Annotated in this window: 22 protein-coding genes; 4 read left to right on the top strand and 18 right to left on the bottom strand. The window is 39.3% G+C overall.

Going from position 1 to position 23,403, the window contains the following annotated elements; translation table 11 throughout:
- Positions 1 to 109 precede the first annotated feature (109 nt).
- From ACO052_RS18565 to ACO052_RS18540, 6 genes are all read right to left on the bottom strand, one after another.
- On the bottom strand, positions 110 to 871 hold the full coding sequence (locus tag ACO052_RS18565; protein ID WP_422105288.1) for a shikimate dehydrogenase family protein: 762 nt from the start codon (positions 869 to 871) through the stop codon (positions 110 to 112).
- Positions 840 to 1,859 (bottom strand): DUF368 domain-containing protein, encoded by a 1,020-nt coding sequence (locus tag ACO052_RS18560; protein ID WP_422105287.1) that lies wholly within the window; start codon positions 1,857 to 1,859, stop codon positions 840 to 842. The genes ACO052_RS18565 and ACO052_RS18560 overlap by 32 nt, the downstream gene beginning before the upstream one ends.
- Positions 1,859 to 2,827, bottom strand: a complete 969-nt coding sequence (locus ACO052_RS18555; protein WP_422105286.1) for a DUF368 domain-containing protein — start codon at positions 2,825 to 2,827, stop codon at positions 1,859 to 1,861. The genes ACO052_RS18560 and ACO052_RS18555 overlap by 1 nt, the downstream gene beginning before the upstream one ends.
- Positions 2,828 to 2,902: 75 nt before the next feature.
- Complete coding sequence (locus tag ACO052_RS18550) at positions 2,903 to 4,309, bottom strand: tetratricopeptide repeat protein (protein ID WP_422105285.1); 1,407 nt, start codon at positions 4,307 to 4,309, stop codon at positions 2,903 to 2,905.
- A gap of 158 nt (positions 4,310 to 4,467) precedes the next feature.
- Complete coding sequence (locus tag ACO052_RS18545) at positions 4,468 to 5,643, bottom strand: aspartate aminotransferase family protein (protein ID WP_422105284.1); 1,176 nt, start codon at positions 5,641 to 5,643, stop codon at positions 4,468 to 4,470.
- Complete coding sequence (locus tag ACO052_RS18540; protein WP_422105283.1) at positions 5,644 to 7,482, bottom strand: OstA-like protein; 1,839 nt, start codon at positions 7,480 to 7,482, stop codon at positions 5,644 to 5,646. It abuts the gene before it with no gap.
- Between the two features lie 260 nt (positions 7,483 to 7,742).
- On the opposite strand from ACO052_RS18540, the gene ACO052_RS18535 reads away from it, so the two are divergent.
- The 3 genes from ACO052_RS18535 to ACO052_RS18525 all read left to right on the top strand — a co-directional run bounded on the left by ACO052_RS18535 (position 7,743) and on the right by ACO052_RS18525 (position 9,481).
- The gene (locus tag ACO052_RS18535; RefSeq protein WP_422105282.1) at positions 7,743 to 8,207 is read left to right on the top strand and encodes a hypothetical protein; all 465 of its coding nucleotides are present in this window, start codon (positions 7,743 to 7,745) and stop codon (positions 8,205 to 8,207) included.
- Between the two features lie 157 nt (positions 8,208 to 8,364).
- Positions 8,365 to 9,009: a class I SAM-dependent methyltransferase gene (locus ACO052_RS18530; protein WP_422105281.1), complete on the top strand. Its 645-nt coding sequence runs from the start codon at positions 8,365 to 8,367 to the stop codon at positions 9,007 to 9,009.
- 223 nt (positions 9,010 to 9,232) lie between these two features.
- Positions 9,233 to 9,481, top strand: a complete 249-nt coding sequence (locus ACO052_RS18525) for a hypothetical protein (RefSeq protein ID WP_422105280.1) — start codon at positions 9,233 to 9,235, stop codon at positions 9,479 to 9,481.
- A gap of 434 nt (positions 9,482 to 9,915) precedes the next feature.
- Here the strand turns inward: ACO052_RS18525 and ACO052_RS18520 are convergent, their stop codons facing one another.
- The 6 genes from ACO052_RS18520 to ACO052_RS18495 all read right to left on the bottom strand — a co-directional run bounded on the left by ACO052_RS18520 (position 9,916) and on the right by ACO052_RS18495 (position 15,422).
- Entirely contained in the window at positions 9,916 to 10,425 is a 510-nt protein-coding gene (locus ACO052_RS18520) for a hypothetical protein (protein WP_422105279.1), read from the bottom strand.
- A gap of 57 nt (positions 10,426 to 10,482) precedes the next feature.
- Positions 10,483 to 11,370, bottom strand: a complete 888-nt coding sequence (locus ACO052_RS18515) for an ExbD/TolR family protein (RefSeq protein WP_422105278.1) — start codon at positions 11,368 to 11,370, stop codon at positions 10,483 to 10,485.
- Positions 11,367 to 12,143 carry a PoNe immunity protein domain-containing protein gene (locus ACO052_RS18510; protein WP_422105277.1) on the bottom strand — a complete coding sequence of 259 codons (777 nt, stop codon included), beginning with the start codon at positions 12,141 to 12,143 and terminating at the stop codon, positions 11,367 to 11,369. The genes ACO052_RS18515 and ACO052_RS18510 overlap by 4 nt, the downstream gene beginning before the upstream one ends.
- A 14-nt stretch (positions 12,144 to 12,157) precedes the next feature.
- Positions 12,158 to 14,320 (bottom strand): hypothetical protein, encoded by a 2,163-nt coding sequence (locus ACO052_RS18505; protein ID WP_422105276.1) that lies wholly within the window; start codon positions 14,318 to 14,320, stop codon positions 12,158 to 12,160.
- A gap of 71 nt (positions 14,321 to 14,391) precedes the next feature.
- Positions 14,392 to 15,210: a helix-turn-helix domain-containing protein gene (locus ACO052_RS18500; protein WP_422105275.1), complete on the bottom strand. Its 819-nt coding sequence runs from the start codon at positions 15,208 to 15,210 to the stop codon at positions 14,392 to 14,394.
- Positions 15,211 to 15,212: 2 nt separating this feature from the next.
- Positions 15,213 to 15,422 carry a hypothetical protein gene (locus tag ACO052_RS18495; RefSeq protein WP_422105274.1) on the bottom strand — a complete coding sequence of 70 codons (210 nt, stop codon included), beginning with the start codon at positions 15,420 to 15,422 and terminating at the stop codon, positions 15,213 to 15,215.
- 91 nt (positions 15,423 to 15,513) lie between these two features.
- Between ACO052_RS18495 and ACO052_RS18490 the strand changes: the two genes are divergently transcribed.
- On the top strand, positions 15,514 to 15,969 hold the full coding sequence (locus tag ACO052_RS18490; protein ID WP_422105273.1) for a helix-turn-helix domain-containing protein: 456 nt from the start codon (positions 15,514 to 15,516) through the stop codon (positions 15,967 to 15,969).
- A 31-nt stretch (positions 15,970 to 16,000) separates the two neighbouring features.
- Here ACO052_RS18490 and ACO052_RS18485 read toward each other — a convergent pair whose 3' ends face one another.
- From ACO052_RS18485 to ACO052_RS18460, 6 genes are all read right to left on the bottom strand, one after another.
- A complete protein-coding gene (locus tag ACO052_RS18485; RefSeq protein ID WP_422105272.1) occupies positions 16,001 to 17,281 on the bottom strand; it encodes an adenylosuccinate synthase in 1,281 nt (426 codons plus the stop codon).
- Positions 17,282 to 17,294: 13 nt separating this feature from the next.
- Positions 17,295 to 17,747: a Fur family transcriptional regulator gene (locus ACO052_RS18480; protein WP_422105271.1), complete on the bottom strand. Its 453-nt coding sequence runs from the start codon at positions 17,745 to 17,747 to the stop codon at positions 17,295 to 17,297.
- Between the two features lie 388 nt (positions 17,748 to 18,135).
- The gene (locus ACO052_RS18475; protein WP_422108082.1) at positions 18,136 to 20,343 is read right to left on the bottom strand and encodes a RelA/SpoT family protein; all 2,208 of its coding nucleotides are present in this window, start codon (positions 20,341 to 20,343) and stop codon (positions 18,136 to 18,138) included.
- Positions 20,344 to 20,444: 101 nt separating this feature from the next.
- Positions 20,445 to 21,044 (bottom strand): HEAT repeat domain-containing protein, encoded by a 600-nt coding sequence (locus tag ACO052_RS18470; RefSeq protein ID WP_422105270.1) that lies wholly within the window; start codon positions 21,042 to 21,044, stop codon positions 20,445 to 20,447.
- 40 nt (positions 21,045 to 21,084) lie between these two features.
- Positions 21,085 to 22,317 carry a M48 family metallopeptidase gene (locus tag ACO052_RS18465; protein WP_422105269.1) on the bottom strand — a complete coding sequence of 411 codons (1,233 nt, stop codon included), beginning with the start codon at positions 22,315 to 22,317 and terminating at the stop codon, positions 21,085 to 21,087.
- Positions 22,318 to 22,458: 141 nt separating this feature from the next.
- On the bottom strand, positions 22,459 to 23,259 hold the full coding sequence (locus tag ACO052_RS18460; RefSeq protein ID WP_422105268.1) for a TrmH family RNA methyltransferase: 801 nt from the start codon (positions 23,257 to 23,259) through the stop codon (positions 22,459 to 22,461).
- Positions 23,260 to 23,403 lie beyond the last annotated feature (144 nt).

Here is a 23,403-nt window from a genome sequence, read left to right as displayed (position 1 = left end):
TTGATGAGTGGTCAGTAGTCAGTAAGCAGTAATCAGTGAGCAGTGGTCAGTAAGCAGTGGTCAGTGGGCAGTAATCAGTTCACAGTAAGCAGTAGTTAGTTGTTGGTGATTATGATTTATTCCAAATTTCCCAGGATTTTTCGGCTTGCAGTTTTAGCATTTCCAATCCGTTAATGGTCGTTGCTCCTTTGATATCTCCGCAACTTAGAAATTTAGTTTGTTCTGGGTTGTAAATGAGATCGTAAAGGATATGCTGCTCCGTTATGGCATCGTAAGGGATATCAGGACATGCGTTCACATTGGGAAACGTGCCAATGGGTGTACAGTTAATGATGATATGGTACGATGAAATAATATCGTCGGTTAAGTCTGAATACAAGAATTTCACGCCTTCTTTTTCGGTTCGTGACACGTAATCGTATTGAATTTTAAGTTTTTTAAGGGCATAGGCAATGGCTTTAGAAGCCCCACCGGTCCCTAAAATCAGAGCACGCTTATGGTAGCTCTTTAAGTAAGGCCTTAACGAATTTTTAAAGCCATAATAATCCGTATTATAACCGATCAGTTTTTGGTAGCGTGTAATTCTAATGGTGTTGACAGCGCCAATTTTTCGAGCGCGCTTATTTAAATCATCTAGCAAAGGAATGACAGCTTCTTTATACGGAATGGTAACATTTAAGCCCTTTAAATGAGGTGTGGTTCTAATAATAGTATCCAGTTCTTCTATAGATGGGATATCAAAATTAACGTAAGAATGCGGTAATGCCTCACGTTCAAATTTATCTGCGAAATAGCCCCTTGAAAAGGAATAAGAAATATTTTTACCTACGAGACCGAATTTAAGCTTTGACTTGTCTTGTGCGTTGTCCATACCATTCTAACCCTAAAACTATAAGGATTCCTAGCACAATATAAGCAATTGCAATATAAGTTTCGGCCGTAGCTTCGGGGAAAAAACGTTCGTAATTCTCAACAATCTGTGAACCAGTAGAATCCAAAATATAAAGGCCTTCGCTATCGGTTTTATAGATCGTTCTTTTCCATGGCCAAACGACACCAAGCGATCCGACAATAAATCCTAAAAGCGTAGCTAGGGTACTATTTTTGTAGTGTTTTAGAATATAGTTGAGAACATGCGAAAAGGTCACTAGTCCAGTGATTGAACCTAAGGTGAATACACCTAGAACTTTGAGCATCCGCATTCTAGCACTGTCTTTGATAAAGTCAAAATTTCCTGAAAAAATCTCAGATATTGTATCGTATAAGGCGTTGACGGAGTCTACCAAAAGTAAGACGTAGTTCCCCAGTAATATCAGAATAAAAGACCCCGAGAAACCAGGAAGTGTCATGCCAGATACACTAATAATCCCACAGAAAAAAACGAACCAAAGATTGTCATTTTCCGTCGCAGGATCCAAAAAACTAATACTAACACCTATGGTGGTGCCGATAATTAAGGTGATTATGGTTGCTTTGTTCCAAGCCTTAAAATCCTTGTTAATGTAATATATAGAACCTAAGATCATTCCGAAGAAGGCGCTCCAGACGTAAAGTTCATAGTGGACGATGAGGTAGTCTAAAATCTTGGAGACACTAAAATAACTCACCACCATCCCCAAGAATAAAAGCCCTAGAAATTTGCCGTTGATATACTGGTAAAAGCTTTTAAAGCGACCGTTAAATAACAGTTTAAAGGCGGTTTTATTAACACGCTGCAGCGAATAAATAAACTCTTCATAAAATCCAGCAACAAAGGCTACAACACCTCCAGAGACCCCAGGAACTTTATTTGCCGCTCCCATGGCCAAGCCCTTAATAACCAAAAAAATACGATCTTTAAGCCTTCTTGTACTTTGCATTAAGCTTTGTTTTTTCGACGTCCGAAGTATTCCAAAATCAGAATAGCAGCGATGCCAATGATTATAAAAACAATAGCTAATGCTATTTGATTATCGCCGTCGTAAGTGGATGGTAATACACTTTTATCTAGAAGTGTTACTTCTTCACCTTCGGAATTAATTCTGGTTTTTAAGACTTTTTTCCATGGCCATATCTTATTCAAAGAACCGATCATGAAACCTGTTAATATGGCAAGTGTGAGGTTTTTTTGGTGTTTAAACATCCAGTTTAAAGCTTTGGAGAATACTTTCAGTCCAATAACAGCGCCAATACCTAACAGTACAAATTTAAAGAGGGCATCCTTAAATACTTCCATATTCCCTGTCATTATGCCGTCTCTTAGATTGTTTACCGTATCTATAGCGGTTTGGTAAGCTCCTAAAATCAATAAAATGAAAGCCCCAGAAACACCAGGCAAGATCATAGCGATGATGGCAATAAAACCGCAAAATAACAGATAAAAAGGACTGTCTGGTGATGCAAAAGGCTCTGCTAGTGTAATAAAATAGGATAGGATAGAGGTGGCTATAATGGCGATGATGATTTTTGCCGACCAGGTTTTTATCTGCTTAGCGATATATAGTATACTCGCTAGAACTAAGCCAAAAAAGAAAGCCCACAGCAGAATAGGTTCATTATGCAAAAGCCACTTGATCAATTTGGCCAAAGACAAAATACTAATGGCTATTCCAGAGAACAGTGCTAATAAGAATGTACCGTTTATAGAGGTCCATGCGCTTTTAAACCCTTGCTGCTTCCACACTTTAAAAACACCAAAATTAAGGTTATCGATGCTCTCGATGAGTTCCTCGTAAATACCAGAAATAAAAGCGATAGTGCCACCCGAAACCCCCGGAACAACATCAGCTGCTCCCATGGCTATACCTTTAAAAGCAATGACTACATAGTCTAAAAAACGTCTCTGCATTTCCTTTTTATAAGAAACGCTAAGGTATGGAATTTTTTATACGCGTTCTGATTTAAATTTAACTTAGAACAGGTATTAGTTAGAAGTCTTTTTACATTCCGAAATTATAGCCTTTACTAGGGGTCTATCATTAAGCTTCGGAAACAGTTCGCTAATGATAAAGCTGTAATCTACATTGAGTCTTAAGGCATTTTTAAGATGAAAACGCCCTTCTTCCGTTTGATGTACTGTAAAATACAAGCCACTGAGTCGATATTCTATTTCTGAATTCTCTGGATAGAATTCCACCGCTTGCATTAAATTATATATGGCGGCATCATATTCACCTAAAGCGATTAAGATATCAGAACGGTCTAACCAAGTGTCAAGCTCGTAATTGCCAAGTTCTAAAGTGCGTTTGTACCCTATTTCGGCTTCTTCCAAAAAGTTAAGGCGTTTGTTAATGGTAGCAAAAAGCTTCCAGTACAAAACGTTTTCACCATCTATATTTACGGCTTTATTAATATAATGTAAAGCTTTTTGATAGTTGAGGCGTTTCATGTAAAACTTAGTAATGGCAATCCAACCTTTGTCTAACAACACATCTTCTTCAACCGTTTTTTTAAAGAATTGTAAGGCCATATCGTCCTGCCCGAGTTTCTCATAACAATACCCAATGCGCAACAAGGCAAAAGAGGTAGGCTCATCTAGGGCCAAAGTAATCTTATAGTTTTCTATAGCATCCTCGTAATGCTTCATCTTCTCCAAAACTTTCCCTTTTTCAATATAGGCCCCAACGAAGGTGTCGTCCGAGATAATGGCAAAATCAAAAGCAGCATTGGCTTTGGCGTAATCTTTTATGGCAAAATACTGGCGACCTAATTGATGCCAGGCCACTTCGCAATAGGGATTGGAGTCCAAAAAGCCGTTAAGGTAGGCAATGGCGTCCGCGTTCTGATCTAAAAAATCATAGCAGTACACAATATTGTGGAGTGCAGAGTAGTCCGAGGGATCGGCTTCTAGGCATTTTTTGAAATAGATAACCGCATTTTCAAACTGATCTAAAAACAGGTATTCCATCCCCACCAAGGCATAAAGATCGGAATCTTCAGAAGGCGTACTAGATATATCAATGGCTGATAGCAATATGTCTATAGCTTTTTCGTGCTCATCTTGCTTCGATAGCACATTGGCCTTTTGAATAAATATCTCTTCGTTATTGGGTTCTAGATCGTGAAGCATATCTAAAATATCATCGGCTTCAGAGAATTTATTCTCTATCACCAAAATCTCTACTTGGAACAGCCTTAAATTGACCGAACTCGGATGTTGTGAGAGCCCTAGTTTAATAGCGCGTTTTGCCAGTGAAATTTTACCATTTTCGAGATAGTGGTGGATAATGTTCTCAAATTCATTTGAATCGAAAAACAAAATATCATTTGTTTTTAACATGGATTCAAATCTAGTAAGCGGAAAGTTTTCGTCGTCGTGACTGTAGTTCATAAGCGGTTTAAAGATTCACTAATCTAAAATTACAGTTATAGTGCTATGGACGTGAGGATTTGAGTTTTTGTTTTTAACAAAATAATTAACATTAAATAAAGCTTTACTTAATGTACTGTTTAATTTGAAGGCCAGTCAATTAAATACGTTGTGAACCTCTAAATCGTATCCAATATTGAAGTAATTATTCGGCAGCCCTCAATAATTTCATCTTTAGAAATCGTTAATGGCGGTGTAATTCTGATCGCTTTGGGCTCAAAAAGTAACCAAAATAAAATCAGACCCTGCTCTTGTGCTTTAAGGATGACCTGATTGGTGATTTCGGAATCTTCTGTGATAGCAGCCAACATTAAGCCTTTACCTCTAATGGCTTTAATATGCTTATGTTGAAGGTGTGCTCTTATGAGTTGCTCTTTTTCCAGAGCTTCGGCCATAAGGTTAGACTCAGTGATTTCCTTTAAGGTAGCCAAAGCTGCCGCAGCGATAACTGGATTCCCTCCAAAAGTAGTGATATGGCCGAGCTTTGGTTGGTCACTTAAGGTTTGCATCATGTTGTGCGACGCTGTAAAAGCGCCAATGGGTAAACCACCGCCAAGACCTTTTCCGGTTACTAGGATATCAGGTTGGCAGTTGTAATGTTCAAAACCAAAGAGTTTACCTGTTCTGCCCATACCCGGTTGAATTTCATCCAGGATAAAAACGGCACCAACCTCCTTACATCGATCTTGTACCTTTTTGAGATAATCGTTGCTGGGTTCAATAAAGCCCGCACCGCCTTGAATGGTCTCCAAAATCACCCCAGCTGTGGTCTCCGTAATCTCTTGCAAACACCAATCGCAATTAAATGCGATATGTTTAATATCTGGTAGTAAGGGTTGAAAAGGTGTTTTGCGCTCCTCATAATCCATCAAGCTTAAGGAGCCCATGGTATTACCGTGATAGGCGTTCTTGGCGGCTATGATTTCACTGCGTCCGGTATAGCGTCGTGCTAATTTTATACTGCCCTCAATGGCTTCGGTACCAGAATTTACCAAATAGGTCGTTTCTAAAGGCGTCGGTAAATGCTTTGCCAAAAGTTTTGACAACTCTAGTGTAGGTTTCTGAATATATTCGCCATAAACCATCACATGCAGATACTTGTCCAATTGGGTTTTAACCGCCTCCAGGACTTTGGGATGTGCATGCCCGAGACTACAGGCCGATACACCGGCCACAAAATCGAGATACGCCTTGCCTTGTTCGTCATAGATATAGGAACCCTTGGCATGGCTCACTTCCATAGCCAAAGGATGCGGTGTGGTCTGCGCCTGATATTTTAAAAAGTCCTCTTGCAATTATTGCTTGCCTTGTGCCTTCAATTTTTTCTTTTCTTCCGAGACCTCTAGGGGTTTCGTTTTAGGTGTCCAATCAACTTTGGGCTTTTTTTCTTTAGTCTTGTCTTGAATTTTTCCTTCCATTTCGGGCAAGTTACGTGCGGCCTTATTGGGTTTCTCTGGGGTAGCTTTGCCTGCTTCCTCAATACGCTCCATCACAGAATCGTCTACAAAATCTTCGGGTGGCACATAATCCTCAAGACCAGAAATTTTTGGTAGTACCAAAGGGGGATCGTCTTTAAACAGGTCCTCCACCGATAAGGGGCGTTCTTCGCCTCGCCAATCGAAACCTCTAAACCGCTTGGAACTCCTCGGAAAGTCGGCTTCTGGGAAAATATTACCATCAATCTGATTGATAAAACGCACCTCGTCTATCGCTTGGTCGACAATCTTAATATTGATTTGCCCAGATTTAGACTTTTGTATACCGATGAGTTCATTGGCCTCATCACGCATATAGCGGATGGTTTCGGCATTTTTAATAATGTCGACATTATAGATTTCATTATCCCTAAATAACCCTATTAAACGCTGACCTTTAACTTGATTATAGCCATCGTCGCTTAAGGTGTCCTTACTCACCAAAAAAGCATTGTTAAATACCTTGAGGGAGTCTAATTTTTCGGTTTCCACATTAGAAATCAAATGAATGGTATCGCCCGTCATTTGGTTGCCTAGGTTCCATAGTACAGGTTTTCTCGCAATGGCAAAGACATCGGTAGAACTATAACGCGCCAAGTTAATTAACTGGGTTAAACCGGTTTGGTGATTCACATGGATAGAATCAGCCTTACCGGCCAAATCACTTTTATAAAGCTTGGCATTGTAATAGGCTCTTGTAATGCGGTTATCGGCCTTGCCCGTAACCATTAAAGTATCGGCATGCAAATACACAGAATCTTGTTCTTGTAGTGTTATGGCCAGTGCGCGTTTGGTAATAAAGACAGAATCCCTATCGCGCCACACCTCGGCGTAATGCCCTCTAACAATACTATTGTTAATGGTATCGGTCACTGTGATATTATTGGTGGCCGAAGCAAAACTGCGGTTGCGGTCAAAGTAGATGCTGTCGCCTTCGACGGTCCTATTTTCGTAATGGACTTTAGCATTGCGCTGAAAGTACCCCACATTGGCATTGGTATTGTAAAAGCCCCGTTCGGTGTAGATCTTACTGTCTTCGCCTACAATGGTCGAAGGTCCAAATAAGTAGGCATAACCGTTATCAGGAAAAAAATCGAGGCGTTCGGTATTAAGGGTGTAATCAGGATTGACGAGTACCACATTTTGGGTAAACTGATACTTTTTGGCATTCATATAATAGCGTCCAATCTGACTGGTAATGGTACCCGAGGAATCCTTAACGACTTTACCTGTGGTATTGTAATAGGCCAGTTGCCGTGTACGGTCAAAATAGAGCTTATCGGTTGTTAGTGTCGATTCGGGCTCAGTAAGTACCACGTCTCCTTGGGCGAAGGCCAGTTCGGTTTTACCACTGTATTCGACGTATTTGGCTACCATATTAATAGAGTCGCCCTGTTTCATCACCACATTGCTAAAGGCTTCAATATATTCCTGATCTTGGTAGTAGATCGCTTTATCGCACCAAAGGTTGACGCCTTTGTGCACAAAGTGCACTTGTTGTGAAGCATCCCTTAGAAAGATCAGCGCTCCTTCCTCAATATCAGGATTCGAAGAGGTATTGCCCGAATATTCTATGGTGATCTTTTGTTTGTTTTGGGAAACCCCAATGGCTGTGCAACAAACAATGAGAATAATGACTAAGGTCTTAAAACGATTCAAAATTCAATAGTTTTTTACAAAGTAACGTATATAAAATCACTTTCGCACACCTTAACAGTTTTTTAGAATACTGGTGGGCTTTAGTGGGGTGTTTTGTATAACCATGGACAGACATCTAAATCATAGGTTATACAAAACATTTGATAACCAATTTTTATTTATACCCTTGATCGTAAAGGTTTTGAAATAATTTCTATATTCGTTAAAAGAACTGTAAATACAGACTTATTTGCGTCTTGTACAACATTCAGAACCAGATTATGGCGAAAAAAATTATTCTGATATTATTATGTGTCGCAATCATTGGTTGTTCAGATGATTCTGATTCAGAACCTGAAAATTTAAACTGTCCGAATACAACTGACCCAAATAATTTTGATGATTTTTACTTCGGACCAATCGCAGACGACGAAACAATAGAATTACTAAATTTTGAAACTGAATATTTGCCTGTTAGTAATGAAAATCCAGATGATTCTTTTGGCAAATATTATCAAGTTCGTGCTCAAATCCAAAACAAATCTGAAACTGAATTGACTGGAAAAATGTATTTTGTTTTAAATGCTGGAGGAGAAAGACACATTGTTTCTAATGGAAATGTATGTTCGAGCTTAATGCCTAATGAAATTTGTGAATTTGATTTTTCAATTACTCGGAATTTAGACTATATAGAAGACCCAAATCCTTCTTTAATTTGTGCTTTTTATCAGTTAATTGAAAATTAAAAACATATTAAAAAAACGTTATACAACCATGGCTAAAAAAATGGCCATGACAGTATTAAATTCAAAGGGTGTAGTGCGTTTCAACTTTTGTACAGCTTGAAAGAAAAGTGTTACGAAGTCGGCTACTATTCTTATCACTTGGACGTTACTTACAATCATGAACTACGAAGCTATTACCAAAGCAGACATTATTAATTACCGAGGCTATCGTAAGGATATCCAAGGCACTAAATTCTCACTTTATATCTCTAATTATCCTGTAAATGCGCTTTACCTAAAGTCAAGAATTGGAAATTCAGATCTAACGCTTGCCGAATTGTGCTGTAGTGTAGGCGTGACCTTGGAGTATTTGGCTTCAGGCTTTAAAAAAGTTATCGGCGTCGACCTTGATAAAGATATTCTGGACATTTGCAGAACAAATTTAAAACGATCCGGTTGCATTGCTAAAACGGAGCTTCTTCTGGGAGATGTCTTTGACGATGACATTTTAAAACGTATTGAGGCGGACATTGTGATTTACGACATTCCTTTTTGGTATGCCCATGAACAGGAAAATCAGGGCAACCTAATTGATAAAAATCCGCCATTGAAAGCATTAATACAAAAGATTAAAACCTATATAACGTCCAACATCATTATTTTTTCACCTCCCGAATGGGAGTATGACTACTTTTCAAATCAATTGGGAGCCATAGAATTTGAACAAGTTTTTATTGAAGGATCACATAATCGGAATCAAATTTATCTGGGTGAGCTCATAAAAACTGAAGGAAAAACTAAGATTGAACTCAACCACAAGTAATAGAAAATAAACCGTATAATGACGACTAGGGAGCCATGATTTGAATTGTTCATCATTACTTTTAGCAGTCCATTTAGATAGCATTCATTCGCAAGGTTTACGACTGTACTTCTCTAATGCTATCATAATTCTTATATTGTAGTGTTATTTAGCCGCTAACAGCATTACCCTTTACGAGTTTAACATATTACCCCTAGAAGAGAAGCAAGCCACAGTTTGGGCTGTGGGTGTATTTTTAGATCATTACATCACGGATACAGTACGTATCAACTGCTATGCCATCGATAAGTTTTTTGTGGAGGTGCACTACGATTCTGAGCATAATGTTATCACGGATGTGACGGCTTTTAAATCCGGGCCCAATTTGGATAAGTATTCCAATTTAGGAGCGGGCAACTGGGATAAAGGGGATTTCTTTTTGATGATTCTGATGTTGGTAGTGGTGCTACTCTTCGCTATGACGGTTCGTTAAAACTAACTCATACTGTCACTTCGAGTGAAATTTACGCTTGAAAAAAGTAAAATTAGTACTTCGACAGGTGTCACACTGAGCTTGCCTGTGCTGAGCCTTTCGACTACGCTCAAGACAGGCTAAAGTCGAAGCGTTGAAGTGCTAAGCAGAACTATTGAGAACTTTAGTATAACTACCTACTTCTCGATACAATTCCTCGTTCCTCGGAATCACTCGAAGTGACATTCTCAGAAATGTATAGATGGATTTTATTTGGGGTATTGTGTCATGTCGACAGAGGGCTGAACGCCCGACGAGACATCTCATTTAATAACTTGACTGACTGAATCTTTTATGAGATTTAGCTGCGCCGTATGTGATTTAACTTCGTTGAACCTTCGGTTTAGTTTCACTGAATCTACGATTTCTCTTCGTTCCTCATTCGGAATGACAGCCTAATCATCTAGACTAAGAGTTTCAAAACCACCCTCATATGTTTTACTTTGCTTATACAGCGTAAACCCAAGAATTTTCCATTTTAAGATACCCTGCGCAGAATAGTCCAATGGCGAATTAGGCCTGTCAAGTGCTTTAAGGTCCCATTCAAAACCATTGACAAAACCAGTCAAAAAACTGTCGGCATTGTTAAGCACATAAGCATCATTGTCTAGACTGTAGGTGAGATGCAAATTAATATCGAAGGTTAAATGCTTTTCTAGTGTTGTCTTTATAACCTTGGCATCTTTTTGATGCATTGGTGTTTGAGTGTCTATCTCCTCAGTATTTTGATGTCTTGTGGATTCGGCAATTGCATTTTGGGCCAGACCTATAAGGCAGAGGAGCATAAACCCCATCTTAAACTTAGATTTCAATATGTTTTTGGGTTTAACTATAAAACCAAAAGCGATGTAAATAAAGAGAATGATGAGCCCCAGGTTGAGTAGTGACCAAAATAAGTACAGCATAAATTTTAATTTAAGTAGTAATATAGGACATCTCATAGTGAAATCCAACTCAACCCATCAATCACATAGCGTAATCTCAGACCTTTTATGGATGTCTACAATTTCATGGGACAATTCTATAAAAAAGCCTCTCTTCCGCATATCCATTTTTTTAAACCCTTGTATGGCTTTAAAGTAATTGGCATAGGTCAAGGTATCATCGAAACGCACAAAAACGATATTGACTGGTAGAAAAAAGGCTTCCATCGCTTCTGCATCTTCAGGGTCGACCAGACCTGAATCGGTCTTAAAACCTGCATTGGTCAATACCGCACAGGTATAGCTTGGTTTCTCTAGGGCTTCATCAACGGCCTCTTGGTTGTCTGAATAGATTTTATGGATATTGGCGATATACCAATTTGGCATTGGTAGGGGAGGAAGCGGTATAACATCTAAATCGCCTATGTTTCTTAAACTGTCATTATAACGTCTACTTTTTTCGATTTGTTTATCGGTGCGTACTTTTTCTAAGTACCGAAATTTGAAAAACGACCAACAATTTGGCATGTAAATACCTTTTGAAATATCCTTGTCATCTATAGAATTGGTTTTGTAATAAATACGTTCAAAATCAAAGCTGGCCAGTTCGGTTTTAATTTCATCAACCGTGGCATAGGCGGCCCGTTCATCAATATATAAACAAATGGCCCTAGCCGCTTCATTATCATGACGCAATTTATACCGTCTATAGGCTAATGTCTTGGCAATCTTATGGACTTCAATCGGCTCTTTTTCAAGATAGACCATATTGTTGGCATCGACGTAGATTTTAAAAAGTGGCCTAAACTTACCAATTTTTACGGTCTCGTCGCCCTTTGGTAAACGAATAGAATCGACCTGGGCGAAGCTTATCATGGGACCTAATAATAACCAAAGGGCCACACTCTTTATTGCAAATTTTATCATGCTAATATATCTTTTGGGTAGTAGGTATTAGTTCTAAAACTGCTGTCGTCTAAGCCTTTAATTTTTACAATAGCCGCGGCTACAAAACACCAATACCCCGAATAGGTATCGTTTGGATTAAGGTGTTGATTGTATAAAGGGGTGCCCTTAAAAGACTCATACCATTCCTTCTCTAAAAAGTATTTGAGCTCTTGTTCTGCGGTAGTCTTATTTTCTTCTTTAATGATGCTTTTAAGGCGGCCAAAACGTTCATTGATATGGAAAAATTCTCTATAGCTTTCTTCTGTAACGAGGGGTCTGTTAGTATCATAATACCTTATTAAGAATTCTAGTAAAAAATCTTTTATTTTATCCCCATCGATTTGAAGTACTAGTTTGTCGATTATATTTTTAGGGGAATTGATAAGAATTCCAAAAGATAACATTCTTATCATGTCTAAATAACCAGAAAAAGAAAATTGATTTAGATTAATTGATTTCTTATTTTCAGTAAGTTTCATCACTCTTTTTGAAGGTTCCCAAGTTTTTTCTGATAATATAACCGCATTGTTAAAATCTTCCTTAATCTTATCTGAATTCGTGGCATCACCTCTAGAGTATCTTGCTATCATATTTTTTTTATATAAACCAACCCTGAACTCCTTTACAGGCGTAACGCGGTCAGGTTTGACGCTACCTTGTTCTATTCGCAAAATATTTTTTTCTATTAGTTGCTCTCTTTTAGATATACTACTATCAAAGTATTGCTTGCTTTTATATATATCTCTAATCATTAGGGTGAATTTTTTTAGGGTATCCAAGGTTCCATTACATAACCTGCATTATCTAATTCCTTATAGCTGATTGAGCCATCTGGCAATACTTGTGCTAAAACTCTAGTATAACCTTCAGCATAGATGTCTTCTGCCAATTCTTCGCCTACTTCTTGTCCTAATCTATCAAATCCTGTAACTGCGCCTTGAATCCAGTCGTCACTCATTTGTCGACCATCGAAGGTCGTTCCTAATTGTGAAGTATTGTATTTGCTTTCCACGATAATGTATTCACCAGTCTGCGGGTTTTTAAAAACGCCGTCAATGCCCTGGTTAAGGGGTTCGTCAATATCCGTGCGGCGCACATGAAGCGGCTCGTACCCTTTGGAGTACAAATCCGTATCAGTGACCATTTCGCCAAAATTACCCTTTCTAATGGTATTGCCAAAATGGTCCAAATCTAAAAATCCGTCTAAAACAGCTTCGATGTTTTGTCGCTGTGCTGTATAGATGTCATCTACATACTTAATGACAGCCTCGGCCAGCTGTACCACTTCATCACCATATTTGATGAGTTTTAATCCTTTTATGGCGGCTGAACCTGGTATGATGTCTACAAGAATCCAACCAGCAGCGACGGCCCGGCTCTGTTCCACACCATGAAAGTCCTTGCCTTCGATTAAGATGATCACATCTTCTAAAGGAGTAGCTACCCGTATCGCAGTCTCTGTAGCTGACCAAAAGCCATCCCATAAGAAGTCAAGGGTAAGCGGTGAATAACTGCTTGGTTCCTGAAAATCGTACCATTTTTGAGTGGCTTGGCTAAAATAGAAGAACACCTGTGCTGTTTCTCCAGACCCATTTCCAAGCGGGTAGTTTGAGACAGAAAATATATCGTCCCCATTAATTAGTTTATACTGAAAGTGTTGGCGTCCACCAAGGTTTATGGTTCGTTTCTCGTAATAAGTAATGGCTGAAACCCCATTATAGGAGCCAGAGGCAGTTGTCCAAGGCGTATCATTTGATAAGGTGGCAAGGGTTAGCTGTATTTCCTTATCAGTGATTTGGCCTTCAATTAAATAATTGACCAGGGTATTAATGGTCTGTGTGGTTTCGGTACTACAGCCATTGGTATTGATATAATTGGCCATGGCCGTTCTCACCTCACGGCTCATCTGTAGTAAGGTCGCACTGTGTTCAGTGCCGACACAATCCATGAGGGTACTGCACTCATCGACCAAGCTTCCTGTAGATACACAATCGCATACCTCCGGGCCATTACCAGCGAGCTCACAATCCACAGTGTCCACGTCGCAGTCGTGGTCCAAATCCCCATCGATACGTTCGGTGCATTCTTCGGGTGTTATGGTTACCGTAATCGCCGGATCATCTGGTATAGGATCTGCACTACCTCCTCCAGGGTTACTGGTATCTCCGGGGTCTGAAGGGTCGGCATCCCAGTTTTCTTCGCAGGCATAGACCACCACCTGATCATAACCGGGCTGGTCGCTGCAGTCGCAAGCATCCCAAGGCCAATGGTGTTCACAAGTGCATTGATAAGGGATGAGCTCGGTGGAAACAATCACGGTCCCCATACAGTCCCAAGGATAATCAGCACTGTAATTCACGCCGCTACCACCTCCGGGACCAGCACCCAAATCTGGATTCCCAGGGCCACTACCTGGTTCCTCGTTAAAGGCATCATCGGGGTCTGAGTAATCTTCTAAGGTCGCTCGTCTAGACTGCACCTCGCCTTGGTAGGTCTCATTCGTATTATTTAACCAATAGGCAGTTGGACTGTATTTGGTAATGAATATATCGGAGGCCCCGTTTTTGTACTCGATGGTCAAATTATAGAACACCGTGCTGTCCTTATCATGTACGATCTTCATGGTATAGGAGCTGTAGTCACCAAGGGTCACCTGTCTAATGATGTCGGTGGCTATGGTGAGTCCCAAGGTGTCCGTTGTAGACTTACCCTTTATGCGCCGGGACGAGTGTGGTGCTCTAAATGCCTCTAAATGATATTGGGACTTAAGGGCATTGAAGGTGGCATCAGGGCCATCAAAGTCTATGGTTGTTATTCGTGGTACGTCTGTTGTACTTTGTGATTCGTGGGGTAAGACGTCGTGTTGACAAGCGAAATACAAAGTGAGCCATCCCAAGCCAAGGAGGGCAACTAAAGATTTAGTTCTCATGTCGCTTTGTTATAAATTCCTGGCAAGGTTAGAACAAGACCGCCTTACGGGTGTTCGGAATGTATAGATAGTTAAGGATTTCGGACAGACTTTCTAAATTCGGAAGGCGTTTGCCCCGTATATTTTTTAAAAGCGGTATAAAAACTGGCTCTTGAATTAAATCCGGATTCTAGACCTATGGCCATTATGGTATAGTGATCGTAGTCTTTATTTAGCAAAAGGTGCTTTGCTTCATCAATTCGTAAGGTATTAATGAATTCATTGAAATTTAAGCCTGAATGTTTGTTAATGAGCTGTGAAATATAACCCTCACTTAGGTTATGGGTATTGGCCAAATCCTTTAATTTAATGGTTGGATTTAAAAATAGGCGCTCTGTACGTATCGCCGCATTTAGGGTCTCAAAGGATTTAGCTTTCTCTTCGAGTATGGGGGTTGACGGGTTATACCGAAGACAATCTCGGACGGTTTTTATGTGTTTTTTGAATCGTTTGGACTGTTGAAGTCCAACGTAAGCCATCCAGGAGGCTAAAATCAATAATCCAGTCCATATAGGATAGACAACAAGAGGTTCATATAGATCTAATACGACTATCGCTACAAGGGCAATTAACCAAACTAAACACACCAAAAAGCCTAAATACACAAATTGTTTTAAACCTTGGGTGTTTGATGGTCGCGATCCCTTGTTAACAACACCATATCTATCGTTGATAATGATTGTGTGATACGCATAGTAGAGCACTGCAGCATTACAAAGCGCAGAGACGCAACCTATGTATACCAAAAGGTCTCTAATAAAATACGAGCTTATGTCGTCGGCTATTTTAAGGGGTAAGTTAAAGACTATTTGCAAAAGGTTGAATACCGTATTTGCCAATAGACGGGTCATTGTTAATGCTGCTGGTTATAGACTTCTATAATTTTTATAGCATCGTTTAATATCGCCTTGGCTTTTCCCTTGGTAGGAAATCGCTCTGATTTTAAAACTCTTGATACATAAGAGCCTGAGCATTCGTGCTTTGCAGCTAGGGTCGATTTGTTTACTTTTTTTCGATGTTCTTCCGAAAGTGGTAATGTGATGTTTTTTAGGTGGTCTGACATTTCATTGGTTTATTTTTCATAATTTTAGTTCAACATTTGGAACAAAATTACCGAAATAATCGGTATATACCAAAATAATCGGCAAAAATATATGACAAAAAACAATTTTGCTAAGAATTTCGGCGTCTTATTAAAGCAAAACGGTTTATCGCAAGAAATGTTCGGTAAGGTAATAGGTAAGGGACGAAGCGTGGTAGGAAGCTATATACGTGGTGAATCTGAACCGGACTTGGACGTCCTTATAGGTATTGCCGATTATTTCGGCACATCACTCCAAACGCTTCTTATTGGTGATGTCTCATCCGAGCATCTTGATACCTTAAAACCATCTGAAACCCACAATAAGGTCAATGAGCAGGAAAGTGCTTATAAAACAGTTGAAGATCTTGAACAACTGAAGCTACTAAAGTCGTTGTTTGGTGTATCTTTAGACGAAAAGATTAACGAAAAACTCGATGTGTTACTCGAAAGAATAGGGGATATGAGCCGTCTCGATGCCGATGTAAAAGCCCTAAAAGAAAAAGTACAGCGCTTGGAAAAGCACTAGACCATATGTCTTGAACGAAATCTCCTAAAACTTATGGTGTTTTCCTTACGATGGTTTGTTTACGGTCGGGTCCTACCGATACTATGGTAATAGGAATATGAAGTTCATTCTCCAAGAACTCCACATAAGCATTAAACTCTTTTGGTAATTGTGAGGCTTCCGTCATAGCTGTTAAATCCTCTGACCAACCTTTGATTTCTGTATAGATTGGCGAGACATTCTCGGCTTCAATATTGTAGGGAAGATGGTGAATGGTCTCTCCTTTATAATTATAGGCGGTACATACCTTTAGGGTATCAAAACCTGAGAGGACATCCCCTTTCATCATAATAAGTTGGGTCACACCATTAACTTGACAGGCATAACGTAATGCAACTAAATCTAACCAGCCACAACGTCTTGGTCGCCCTGTAGTAGCTCCAAACTCATGACCAACACGAGCCATTGTTTTACCGGCTTCGTCAAATAATTCCGTTGGGAAAGGTCCTGAACCTACCCGTGTGGTATAGGCTTTAAAAATACCAAAAACATCACCAATCTTGTTTGGTGCTACTCCTAAACCTGTACAGGCGCCAGCTGCCGTGGTATTGGATGAGGTGACAAAGGGGTAGGTACCAAAATCGATATCCAATAGTGAACCCTGAGCACCTTCGGCCAAAATGGACTGTCCAGAACTTTGGGCTTTATGAATAAATTCTTCGGAATCAATAAATTTTAAAGTTTTTAAGGTATCAATAGCTTCAAAGAAATCAGCTTCTAAATCCTTTAGATCGTATTCAATATCTACATCGTAGAATTCGATCATGGCTTCGTGCTTATCGGCTAAGGCTCGGTATTTTTTCTTCCAGTTAGACAGTTCGATATCACCAACCCTAATACCGTTTCTACCGGTTTTATCCATATAGGTAGGACCAATACCTTTAAGGGTAGAGCCTATTTTTGCTTTGCCTTTCGATGCTTCGCTTGCTGCATCCAATAGGCGATGCGTGGGTAAAATAATATGGGCTTTACGCGAAATGCAAAGGGAGCTTTTGTAATCCACCTTTTGTTCGTCTAACTTATCGAGTTCCTTCTTAAATATAACAGGATCTATCACCACGCCGTTGCCGACAAGATTAATGGTGTTATCGTGAAAAATTCCAGAGGGAATGGTATGCAATACGTGCTTTTGTCCATTAAACACCAAGGTATGTCCAGCATTTGGGCCACCTTGAAATCGTGCAATAATATCGTATTTAGAGGTGAAAACGTCAACAATTTTTCCTTTGCCTTCATCTCCCCATTGTAATCCTAGTAGTAAGTCTACTGCCATTTTAAAAAGTAAGTTAGTCGTCTGATTTACGGTTGCCGTAAAAGTATAGTGAATGATTAGTAATCTCGATATCAAAAACCTCTTCAATGGTTTTCTTTATGGATTGAATGCGCGGATCGCAGAATTCTATAACTTCACCAGTATCCGTAAGAATGACATGGTCGTGCTGCTTATCGAAGTACGACTTTTCATAATGCGCCTGATTTTGTCCAAATTGGTGCTTTCTAACCAGATCACATTCCAGGAGCAATTCTATCGTATTGTAAAGCGTCGCTCTACTAACACGATAGTTTTTATTCTTCATTTTGATATACAAGGACTCAATATCAAAATGCTCTTCACTGTCGTAGATCTCTTGAAGAATGGCATAGCGTTCTGGAGTTTTTCTATGGCCTTTATCTTCAAGGAATTGCGTAAACACGCGTTTTACGATTTCCTGATTACTTTCTTCTGTTTTTGCATTCATAATAAGGTGCAAATTTACATAAAATTAAAGGATTTCATACCTCGAAGCGCTAATTTAAACCGAAAAAAATGAACAAGTTTTCAAGAACTTTCGCCTAGTTATGCTGAGCACATTCGGAGTGTAAACGTTAGGATACACTTCTCGATACAATTCCTCGTTCCTCGGAATCACTCGAAGTGACATATGATAGATATATGCAGATACACCTTATAAAATAAATCCATACTGTCAGTTCGAGTGAATTTTACGCTTGAAAAGTGTAAAATTAGTATCGAGAACTCTAGCATAGGTATTTACTTCTTGATAGTTTTACTCAGAGCAATCCACATGTATCACTCTAATTAGTGTTACATTTGAACTGACAAACTCCCAAATAGCTCAACGTATCTTATACTCGGGTCACTTTATCTATTCCGTTGATTTTTTTAAGTTTTTCAATAAGGTTCTTTAGCATGGCCTGATTTTTAACTTCGACCGTGATATCGCCATTAAAAATCCCATCATCACTCGAAAAGCTGATACTTTTCATATTAACATGTAGGTTTTCTGAGATTAGCTTGGTAATGTCATTCACCAAACCAAGGTTATCGATACCGGAAAGTTTAATACTAGAGGTATAGGTACGCTGCGATGAATCAATCCATTTGGCTTGCATTATTCGGTAGGCATAGTTTGATTGCAGACTTAGGGCATTAGGGCAGTTCTTTTTATGTACTTTAATACCATCACTAACCGTTAAGAAACCAAATACTTTATCCCCAGGAATCGGATTGCAACAATTCGCCAAGGTATAGTTAAGGCGTTCCTCTTCCTTTCCAAAAACCAACATGTCGTATTTGGAGGTAATTTCCTCTTTATCGATGTCCTTAGGAACCTCTGGTTTACGGATACGGTTTTTGATATAGCTCATAAACGCATTACTCCGAGAGGATGCGAAGGCTTTAAGTTTCGCATTATCAATCGTACCTATACCCACACGATAAAATAGGTCTAAAGAGGTTTTTAGCTTAAAATAGCTAACCAGTTCATTGACCGATTTTTCGTTTAAGCTAATCTTGAGCTGTTTTAATTTACGTCTCAGGATTTCTTTGCCTTCTTCGGCAATTTCCTTGGTATGTGCATTTAATGCCGATTTAATCTTACTGCGTGCTCTTGCTGTAGTAGCATAGTCAAGCCAGTTGGCATTGGGCTTGGCATTTTCGGAGGTTAAGATCTCTACACGATCACCACTTTGTAACTCATAACTCAAAGGCACCAATTTACCATTGACCTTGGCACCTCGCGTGGTCATCCCAACTTCTGTGTGAATACTAAAGGCGAAATCTAATGGAGTGGCTCCTTTTGGTAAGGACTTTAAATCTCCTTTTGGTGAGAAGACAAATATTTCTTTGGAATACAGATTGAGTTTAAACTGCTCCACAAAATCCACCGCATCAACTTCGTTGCTTTCTAAAGCTTCCTGCAGTTTGTTGATCCATAAATCGAGACTATCGTCTTTGTCATCGGTATTTTTGTATTTGTAATGCGCCGCATAGCCCTTTTCGGCAATTTCGTTCATACGCTCACTGCGAATCTGAACTTCGACCCATCGGCTTTTTGGACCTACAACGGTAATGTGCAAAGCTTCATAACCCGTAGATTTTGGTGAGGAAATCCAATCGCGTAATCGAATGGGATTTGGCGTAAAGTGATCCGTTACAATGGAATAAATCTTCCAAGCGAGGAATTTTTCGTTGTCCAAATCCGATTTATAAATAATCCTTACGGCAAACTTGTCGTAGACTTCATCAAAGGCTACGCCTTGCTTTACCATTTTTCTACGAATGCTAAAAATCGATTTAGGCCGCCCTTTAACCTCGTAGTTCAGCCCTTCCTTGTTTAGGGATTTTTCAATGACTTTAGAGAAGGCTTTGATATAAGCATCCTGTTCTTCCTTGCTTTCTTGCATCTTCTCAGCAATGTCCTTATACACTTCTGGTTCGGTGTACTTGAGCCCTAAATCTTCGAGTTCGGTCTTAATGTTGTACAGTCCTATACGGTGTGCTAAAGGCGCATAGATATATAAGGTTTCTGAGGCGATTTTTACCTGTTTGTCATCGCGCATGGAGTCCATGGTCTGCATGTTATGCAAACGGTCGGCAATTTTTATGATGATGACACGAACATCCTCGTTGAGCGTGAGCAGCATTTTTCTGAAATTCTCCGCTTGTAATGAGACATCCATGTCCTTTTTTAAGGATGAAATCTTGGTTAAGCCATCCACAATCCGCGCTACGGTTTCACCAAAGAGTTGCTCAATATCGGCAATGGTGTAATCGGGGTTGTCTTCGACCACATCATGAAGTAGGGCAGAGGCAATAGAAGTCGCATCCAAGCCAATCTCTTGGGCAACGATTTTTGCCACGGCAATCGGATGAAAAATATAGGCCTCACCAGATTTACGTCGCTGATCTTTATGGGCGTCAAGAGCCACCTCAAAGGCCTGACGAATTAATTTTTTGTCAGCGGTGGTTAAGGTCTGGTAGCTTACGCGGAGAAGTTCCTTGTAAGCTTTAGCAATGGCTGCATTTTCTTTTTCAATATCCACTTCAGTCATAACAACTAAAGTAAACAAACGCTGCGAATTGAGCAATGGGTTTTAAAAGGAAATTTTAGATGTTTTCTTTTTTTAATGGGTCTTAATGAGCTCTTGTAATGTTAGCTACTATGTTTTTTCCTTTTTAATGTCCTAATAGCTGTATTTTTAGCTTTAAACTCATATTTATCCTTTCTAACATCAATTTTTTCTAATATTTCTATTGCTTCTGGATTACCAAATCTCCCCAATGCTTGAATTGCATGACCTTTTACGGTTTCATCAGAAAGACATTCGATCAAAACTTTATATGCTTCCTCTGATTTCATTCGAGCTAAAGTTCCCATTAGCATTTGTCTTGCCATCCCAAATGATTTGTTCTGGCATATTTTAAGAATTTCGGGATAGGAACTTTTATCGTCAATGGTATAAAGCGCATTTCCTACAGCCCATAATTCTATGTCTTGTTGATTTCTAAACAATTTTAAAAGCGCAGACGTTGCTTTTTTGTTTCCTTTTTCAGTTAAGGCTCGAACTACCATATCCGTTTCATTCTTTTTAAGTCTTCCCAAATATTTTATTAAAATATCGACATAGGGTTTTGAGGAAAGTTTTGTGTTTATTAGTCTTGCTAAGGAGCCAGCTTTATTTCCCAAAAAATCGATGTCCTCAACTCCACAGTTTTTAAGCTCACTGTTAAGTTCTTTGTATGCATTCGTCATATAAACCAGTTCACTTTTTTATTTCACAAAATCAAGGAATTTACTTCCTCAAATTCTTAACCCGATCCAAAAGTGTCGGATGCGAATAATGCATAAATACATAGGCTTTATGAGGTGTTAAATTACTTAGGCTATTCTTCGATAATTTTTTTAGAGATGTAATCAACGGTTCAGCTTTGTAAGTGGCTTTGGCATAGTCATCAGCCTGGTATTCAAAGACGCGAGATACATAATTCATAATCAGTCCTGTAACTTCAGAAATAGGGGAGTAGAGTAGACCAAAGGCAATCAACCCCACATGAAAACTTGGTGTTTCAACGCCTATGGCATTTGATAACAATGGATTAGAAATAAAGATGGATAAAATATAAAGGGTCAGCCCGGTAAGTAAAATGGAGGTCACTAAATTGAAAATAATATGTTTGCGCTTGTAATGACCAACCTCATGGGCCAATACGGCAACGATTTCTTCATCTTCTAAATCGTTCACCAAAGTATCGTAGAGTGTCACGCGCTTTTCACTTCCAAAACCCGAAAAATAGGCATTGGCTTTGGTACTGCGTTTAGAGCCATCGATAATAAAAATCTTATTTAGACTAAACCCGACCGATTTGGCATATTCGGAGATTTTGTTCCGTAAATCTCCGTCTTCTAAAGGATTTTGCTTATTAAATAGAGGTACAATGAGTCGCGAGTAAAACATATTCATAAACAGGGTAACGAGGGTGACAATGCCCCAAGCATAGAGCCAGAAATGACGACCTGTCAACTGATAGAACCAAATAATAAGGGCAATAATCCCACCACCAAGAATGGCCATCATCAATAAACCTTTGAGTTTGTCTAAAATAAAGGTGGTCATGGTTGTTTTGTTAAAGCCGAAACGTTCTTCGATGACAAAGGTTTTATAGTAAGCAAATGGTGTGGTAATGATATCACTGGCCAACATGATGATGCCGAAAAAAAGGAGGGCAATAACCACAGGCTGATCCGAATAGGTTCTGGCTATATGGTCCACATACTCAAACCCATCTAAAAAGAGAAAGGCTAGCGTTAAGCCCAAAGTGAATAGAGATGACCATATACCGAATTTATAATTGGTGGCCTTGTAGTCTTGCGATTTTTTATAGGCTTCAGTATCATACACATCATTTAATTCCTCTGGAATGGGATCATTAAAGTGTTTGGCGTTTACGGCATTAAGGATTTTATCCTTGATGAAGTTGATGATGATGATTCCTATGATGATGTAGAAAAGGGTTTGTGCGGTCATTAAGTTCTCTATATATTTCTGGTTTTGTCACTTCGAGTGTCACGCCTTTGGCGTGATGTATCGAGAAGTTTTTTTAAGATATAAGGTCCTCGATACGATTTTCTCATACTTCGAAAATCACTCGAACCGACATTATTTTTATTATTTGAAATGTCGTTGTCTTTTCGCTTCAAAAATAAGAATTCCTGCGGCAACGGAGACATTCATAGAATCAATAACACCTTGCATGGGAATACTTATGTTTTTTGTCGCGGCTTCCCGCCAAACTTGCGTCAATCCTGTAGCTTCGGTGCCTACAACAATAGCGGTGGGTAAGGTATAATCTTGGGTATGGTAGGCTTCGGACTCCTGTAATATGGCCGCAAAAATATTAAAATTGTACTTCTTTAAAAATGCAATGGCATCTTCAGAACTGGCCATTGCCAGTTCCGTTGTAAACACACAACCAACGCTTGAGCGAATGATGTTTGGGTTATAGACATCCGACTTAGGATTGGCAATAATGACGGCATCGACACGGGCAGCATCTGCCGTTCTAAGCAACGCTCCGATGTTGCCTGGCTTTTCGGGTGCTTCCGCCACTAAAATCAAAGGGTTTTTAGACCTAAAGTTAAGCCCTTCCAAGTCATGGGATTTAGATTGCACCACAGCAATAATACCTTCAGTGGTATCGCGATGCGCTAGTTTTTGGAAAACCTCTTTTGAAATTTCTATGATAGCAATACCATAGCGGCTCATGGCCTGGGCTTCACTTTCAGAAAACAAATCTGGATAATACAATAAGGTGTCTATGGTATAGCCTCCTTTAATGGCTAAAGATAGCTCACGTTTCCCTTCAATTAAAAAGGAATTTGTTTTTTTGCGCTCTCGTGACTTTTCCTTTAAAAGTACAAGGCGCTTTACTAAAGGGTTTTGTGGGCTTGAAATGGACTTTATAGCCATAAAAATCTTAAAGCTGTTGAGTTGATTTAATAATACAAATGTAAACTTTAAATTGCTATCTTCTTTCCAAAGAATGGCTAGAGTTAATTAGATAAAGTAGGAATTTATGCACTTTAGCTGTTTTTTAATTGAAAATCTTAAGGT

Origin of the sequence: Winogradskyella sp., assembly GCF_965228925.1 — a bacterium.
Lineage (GTDB): Bacteria > Bacteroidota > Bacteroidia > Flavobacteriales > Flavobacteriaceae > Winogradskyella.
This window is presented reverse-complemented; position numbering and strand designations above follow the sequence as displayed.

Bases quoted from the DNA above. Each gene is read 5' to 3' on its own strand.
- ACO052_RS18565 (WP_422105288.1), bottom strand. From the start codon at position 871: ATGGACAACGCACAAGACAAGTCAAAGCTTAAATTCGGTCTCGTAGGT.
- ACO052_RS18560 (WP_422105287.1), bottom strand. From the start codon at position 1,859: ATGCAAAGTACAAGAAGGCTTAAAGATCGTATTTTTTTGGTTATTAAG.
- ACO052_RS18555 (WP_422105286.1), bottom strand. From the start codon at position 2,827: ATGCAGAGACGTTTTTTAGACTATGTAGTCATTGCTTTTAAAGGTATA.
- ACO052_RS18550 (WP_422105285.1), bottom strand. From the start codon at position 4,309: ATGAACTACAGTCACGACGACGAAAACTTTCCGCTTACTAGATTTGAA.
- ACO052_RS18535 (WP_422105282.1), top strand. From the start codon at position 7,743: ATGGCGAAAAAAATTATTCTGATATTATTATGTGTCGCAATCATTGGT.
- ACO052_RS18530 (WP_422105281.1), top strand. From the start codon at position 8,365: ATGAACTACGAAGCTATTACCAAAGCAGACATTATTAATTACCGAGGC.
- ACO052_RS18520 (WP_422105279.1), bottom strand. From the start codon at position 10,425: ATGCTGTACTTATTTTGGTCACTACTCAACCTGGGGCTCATCATTCTC.
- ACO052_RS18515 (WP_422105278.1), bottom strand. From the start codon at position 11,370: ATGATAAAATTTGCAATAAAGAGTGTGGCCCTTTGGTTATTATTAGGT.
- ACO052_RS18510 (WP_422105277.1), bottom strand. From the start codon at position 12,143: ATGATTAGAGATATATATAAAAGCAAGCAATACTTTGATAGTAGTATA.
- ACO052_RS18505 (WP_422105276.1), bottom strand. From the start codon at position 14,320: ATGAGAACTAAATCTTTAGTTGCCCTCCTTGGCTTGGGATGGCTCACT.
- ACO052_RS18500 (WP_422105275.1), bottom strand. From the start codon at position 15,210: ATGACCCGTCTATTGGCAAATACGGTATTCAACCTTTTGCAAATAGTC.
- ACO052_RS18495 (WP_422105274.1), bottom strand. From the start codon at position 15,422: ATGTCAGACCACCTAAAAAACATCACATTACCACTTTCGGAAGAACAT.
- ACO052_RS18490 (WP_422105273.1), top strand. From the start codon at position 15,514: ATGACAAAAAACAATTTTGCTAAGAATTTCGGCGTCTTATTAAAGCAA.
- ACO052_RS18485 (WP_422105272.1), bottom strand. From the start codon at position 17,281: ATGGCAGTAGACTTACTACTAGGATTACAATGGGGAGATGAAGGCAAA.
- ACO052_RS18480 (WP_422105271.1), bottom strand. From the start codon at position 17,747: ATGAATGCAAAAACAGAAGAAAGTAATCAGGAAATCGTAAAACGCGTG.
- ACO052_RS18475 (WP_422108082.1), bottom strand. From the start codon at position 20,343: ATGACTGAAGTGGATATTGAAAAAGAAAATGCAGCCATTGCTAAAGCT.
- ACO052_RS18470 (WP_422105270.1), bottom strand. From the start codon at position 21,044: ATGACGAATGCATACAAAGAACTTAACAGTGAGCTTAAAAACTGTGGA.
- ACO052_RS18465 (WP_422105269.1), bottom strand. From the start codon at position 22,317: ATGACCGCACAAACCCTTTTCTACATCATCATAGGAATCATCATCATC.
- ACO052_RS18460 (WP_422105268.1), bottom strand. From the start codon at position 23,259: ATGGCTATAAAGTCCATTTCAAGCCCACAAAACCCTTTAGTAAAGCGC.